Genomic DNA, 4,568 nt, shown 5'->3' on the forward strand with positions numbered 1-4,568 from the left:
TTCTGACAGAAGTTCACGCACTTCCATTTCAACCAATTCCAGTAACTCTTCGTCATCTACCATGTCACATTTGTTCATGAACACGATGATGAAAGGTACGCCAACCTGACGAGAAAGCAGGATGTGCTCACGAGTCTGTGGCATTGGACCGTCTGTAGAGGCAACTACTAGAATCGCGCCGTCCATCTGTGCAGCACCAGTGATCATGTTTTTAACATAGTCAGCGTGGCCTGGGCAGTCTACGTGTGCATAGTGACGTGAAGGCGTGTCATATTCGATGTGAGAGGTATTGATCGTAATACCGCGCTCACGCTCTTCTGGAGCGTTATCGATTTGAGAGAAGTCTTTAGCTTCGCCACCGTAGGTCTTAGCCAGTACGTGAGAGATAGCTGCAGTCAGTGTGGTTTTACCATGGTCAACGTGACCAATGGTGCCCACGTTTACATGGGGCTTAATACGTTCAAATTTAGCTTTAGCCATGGTAATGCCTCAGTCCAAGATTCTTGGTGATGAAAACTAGCATATAGAAAAAATCCGATGCATTAAAATGACATCGAACCGATTATGTTTAGGAGTAGGAGCTAAATTTAGAGAGGCTGGTGCTGATAGGCAGATTCGAACTGCCGACCTCACCCTTACCAAGGGTGTGCTCTACCAACTGAGCCATATCAGCAACTAATTTGGAGCGGACAGCGGGAATCGAACCCGCGTTATCAGCTTGGAAGGCTGGAGTAATACCATTATACGATGTCCGCGCAACCTAACTAAGGCTACCTAACTACCTAGAAAAAAGTGGTGGAGGGAGAAGGATTCGAACCTTCGAAGGCTGAGCCGTCAGATTTACAGTCTGATCCCTTTGGCCACTCGGGAACCCCTCCACAGAAAATGGTGCCGGCACCAAGAGTCGAACTCGGGACCTACTGATTACAAGTCAGTTGCTCTACCAACTGAGCTATGCCGGCATTATCATTTCGGAACGGGATATTAGGTAAATGCGCTCCCAAGTGCAAGTAAAAAACGCCTATTTACGTAAAAAAAGCGCTTGAACGGTGTTTTTTTACACGTTATGCAACTTTGACGGCCAATTAAACAGCGAATACATCAAACGGTAACGGAAACACGACTGCAATCACCCATTTAGTATTGTTCCAAATAATCTCATAGTGTACTGTGCCTTTCCTAAGCTGAGGAAAGCCAATGACTTCTAAAAATTCAATTCAAAAAGCACTCTATCTCGCCTTCGAGCGCCTGCAATGGTCTGAGTTACGAGATTCAGTGCCGTTGACACTGAGTGAGCAAGACTTGGAGAACCTTAGAGGCATAAATGAAAAGATTTCCTTATCGGAAGTGACCGATATTTATCTTCCCCTTAGCCGGCTACTGAATTTGATCGTTAAAGCTAAGCAACAACGAGGCTTAGTGGTTGATGAATTCCTCGGTCAAAAACCATCAAAAAGTCCTTACATCATTAGTATTGCTGGTAGTGTCGCCGTCGGGAAAAGCACCACAGCACGTATTTTGCAAGCTTTACTACGACACTGGCCTGAACACCCAAAAGTTGATTTGGTGACAACAGATGGTTTTTTGTATCCTCTGGCGGACTTAAAACGTAAAGGACTATTACAGCGTAAGGGATTTCCAGAAAGTTACGATATGAAAATGCTGGTTGAGTTTATCTCCGCCGTGAAATCCGGTCAGCCACATGTCAAAGCCCCTATCTATTCACACGTCACCTATGACCGCGTTAAGAATCAGCACCAAACGGTTTCTCAACCAGACATCTTAATTTTAGAAGGCTTAAATGTACTACAAACAGGACTCGACTCCCCCGTTGATACTCGTCGTCCTTTCGTCTCCGATTTTGTCGACTTTTCTATTTATGTCGATGCAGAAGAACCTTTGCTAAAACAATGGTATAAAGAACGATTTTTGCAGTTCCGCTCTGGTGCATTCAGTGACAAAAAATCTTATTTTCATCACTATTCGACGCTAACCGATGATGAGGCCAATACGATTGCCGCTAATATTTGGGACACAATCAATGGTCCAAACCTACAACTTAACATTCAACCGACCCGTGAGAGAGCCCATTTGATCCTGCAGAAAGGTCAGGATCATTTGATGTCCCACGTGCTGATGCGCAAATAGCCTTATGTAAAATTGACTCTTGGGTACTTAGCGTGCCCTTAAGCTAATTTCACCGCCGATAAATGCTTGAACACCGTCGGCGGTTTCGAGCAATACCGCACCTTGCTCATCAACGCCTCGACAAATTCCTTCGACAGACTTTTCCCCCATAAGCAAACGTATTTCACGGCCATAAAATAAGTCTGCGGCTTGCCAACGAGTCTTGAATGCAGCTAATCCTTCACGCTCAAATAGCTGAATATCACGCTTAAGCTGCTTATGTAATGCAATAACAAGCGCCGTCTTGTCAGGCATATCGACCAACTCTGACAAATCACTCCAAGGCTGATCGATACCTTTACCTTGCTCCTCGGACATAGCCATATTGACACCAACACCTATGATAAGCTGGCACTGGCTATCAGCCTGACCCGACATCTCAATCAAGATCCCGGCAAGCTTCTTGTTATCCAAATAGATGTCATTGGGCCATTTAACACCAATATTCTCGACGCCAAAAGATTTAAGCACTTCAACCAATGTACAGGCCACCACTAAACTTAATCCCATTGCCTGCGCCATTCCCTGCGGGAAAGTCCAAAACAGCGAGAAATATAAGTGATGCCCATAGGGCGACACCCAAGTTCGGCCTCGACGACCACGACCTGCGGATTGATACTCTGCCACACACACATCACCATTCTTCAATTCAGTAGTATGGTCCAGCATAAAACCGTTGGTGCTTGCTATCTCATCAAAGTAAAAGCAACGATTATCAATTGATTGCACTAAACGTGAAGCATCAATCAAAGAAATAGGATTCGCTAACTTATAGCCGCGACCTTTGACGCTATAAATTGCCACACCATAGGTTTCTAGCGCATCGATGTGCTTATTCACTGCGGCACGCGAAATCCCAAGTTCAGTGGCTAACTGCTCGCCAGAAACAAATTGCCCGCTAGATAATAAAGCTAATATCTGGCGTTTTCTTCCCCAATGATCAGACATGCAAATCTCCTTCGCCATTGGCCCCAATGATTCTAGGCTCGGCTTCTAGAACGACACCAAATTTATCCCGAACTTGCGCAATAACATGCAGTGCTAGGCGGCAAATATCATGCCCCGTTGCTCCGCCTCGATTCACTAACACTAAGGCTTGCTTGTCATGCACTGCCACATTGCCGAGCACAAAACCTTTCAGTCCCGCTTGTTCAATCAACCAGCCTGCAGCCAATTTCACTGTTGCATCCGCTTGTGCGTAGCCCACTATCGTCGGAAAACGCTGTGCTAAATCGAGATAACAGGCTGCGCTTACAATGGGGTTTTTAAAGAAACTGCCTGCATTGCCGAGCACTGCGGGATCAGGAAGCTTTTCACTTCGTACTTGGCATACGCGCTCAAAAATCTCATGCGCTGTAACGGTTGCAGGATCAAACGATTGCAATGGACCATAGACTAAACGCGGTTGCCAACGTTTAGCTAAGCGCAGCCCAACAGCTGTGACTACAGCGAGATTGCGCAATTTGTCTTTGAAAATAGACTCACGGTAAGCAAATTGACACTCAGCTGTGCTGATGCGCACAAACTCACCTGAGGGTAAATCAAGATACTCAACCCAATCACACACATCACATAGTTCAACACCATAAGCGCCAATATTCTGAATAGGTGCTGCACCAACCGTCCCAGGAATTAATGCCATATTCTCCAGCCCAAACATGCCATGCTCGAGCGTAAACTGAATTAACTCGTGCCAATTCTCACCCGCCTCAACATCGAGATAAAACGCTTCTGTGTCTTCAGATACTTTTATCCCTTTCGATAAAATCCTGACAACTGTGCCGTTAAAGTCCTCCGTAAAGACCAGATTGCTACCACCACCAAGCACCAACATAGGCAATTGTTGCTGCCATAGCGGCAGACATATCGCCTTAACAGCTTCTTTTGAGTGCGCTTCAACAAGATCCGCGCAAGACTGGGCTAAACCAAAGGAATTAAATGATTGAAGGCTATGAGATAGGGACATTTGTTTGTTCAATGACGGCAAAAACGTATTGTAACTGCTAAAAGCGAGGATTGCAGCTCATGCTAGAGAAGATGGCTGGATGAAGAACAGAGAGAAAAGCAGGAAAATCACTCCAATTAACAAATTATAGACGCAAAAAAGCCAGCTTATTCAGCTGGCTTGGTTACATCTCAATGAGATAATTAGGCGCTTGGCGATGACCTACTCTCACATGGGGAGACCCCACACTACCATCGGCGCGTTTGCGTTTCACTTCTGAGTTCGGGATGGGATCAGGTGGTTCCACAAGGCTATTGTCACCAAGCAAATTCTGTTTATTACCGTGTCCATCTCTGGCTCACGCAAATAATAATTCGGAAAGCTGATTTTCTGTTGAGTTTTTAACTTCATCAAGTGTCGATATTCTGTCTAAGGC

At 45.4% G+C, this 4,568-nt stretch carries 4 protein-coding genes, 4 tRNA genes and 1 rRNA gene; 1 reads left to right on the forward strand and 8 read right to left on the reverse strand.

The window, feature by feature from the left end; genetic code table 11:
* From L5L94_RS21635 to L5L94_RS21655, 5 genes are all read right to left on the reverse strand, one after another.
* A partial coding sequence (locus L5L94_RS21635) for a GTP-binding protein (RefSeq protein WP_263165002.1) occupies nucleotides 1–480 on the reverse strand: 480 nt, incomplete at its 3' end.
* Between the two features lie 117 nt (nucleotides 481–597).
* Nucleotides 598–673, reverse strand: a tRNA-Thr gene (locus tag L5L94_RS21640).
* 8 nt (nucleotides 674–681) lie between these two features.
* Nucleotides 682–755, reverse strand: a tRNA-Gly gene (locus L5L94_RS21645).
* A gap of 38 nt (nucleotides 756–793) precedes the next feature.
* Nucleotides 794–878, reverse strand: a tRNA-Tyr gene (locus L5L94_RS21650).
* An 8-nt stretch (nucleotides 879–886) separates the two neighbouring features.
* Nucleotides 887–962, reverse strand: a tRNA-Thr gene (locus L5L94_RS21655).
* A 235-nt stretch (nucleotides 963–1,197) separates the two neighbouring features.
* On the opposite strand from L5L94_RS21655, the gene coaA reads away from it, so the two are divergent.
* Nucleotides 1,198–2,148 carry a type I pantothenate kinase gene (gene coaA / locus L5L94_RS21660; protein WP_105251027.1) on the forward strand — a complete coding sequence of 317 codons (951 nt, stop codon included), beginning with the start codon at nucleotides 1,198–1,200 and terminating at the stop codon, nucleotides 2,146–2,148.
* A gap of 27 nt (nucleotides 2,149–2,175) precedes the next feature.
* Here the strand turns inward: coaA and birA are convergent, their stop codons facing one another.
* The 3 genes from birA to rrf all read right to left on the reverse strand — a co-directional run bounded on the left by birA (nucleotide 2,176) and on the right by rrf (nucleotide 4,457).
* Nucleotides 2,176–3,135 carry a bifunctional biotin--[acetyl-CoA-carboxylase] ligase/biotin operon repressor BirA gene (birA, locus tag L5L94_RS21665; protein WP_263165009.1) on the reverse strand — a complete coding sequence of 320 codons (960 nt, stop codon included), beginning with the start codon at nucleotides 3,133–3,135 and terminating at the stop codon, nucleotides 2,176–2,178.
* The gene (gene murB / locus L5L94_RS21670) at nucleotides 3,128–4,153 is read right to left on the reverse strand and encodes a UDP-N-acetylmuramate dehydrogenase (protein WP_263165011.1); all 1,026 of its coding nucleotides are present in this window, start codon (nucleotides 4,151–4,153) and stop codon (nucleotides 3,128–3,130) included. The genes birA and murB overlap by 8 nt, the downstream gene beginning before the upstream one ends.
* Nucleotides 4,154–4,341: 188 nt before the next feature.
* Nucleotides 4,342–4,457: ribosomal RNA gene (rrf, locus tag L5L94_RS21675) — 5S ribosomal RNA — on the reverse strand.
* Nucleotides 4,458–4,568 lie beyond the last annotated feature (111 nt).

Origin of the sequence: Shewanella sp. SM21, assembly GCF_025654335.1 — a bacterium.
Lineage (GTDB): Bacteria > Pseudomonadota > Gammaproteobacteria > Enterobacterales > Shewanellaceae > Shewanella > Shewanella oncorhynchi.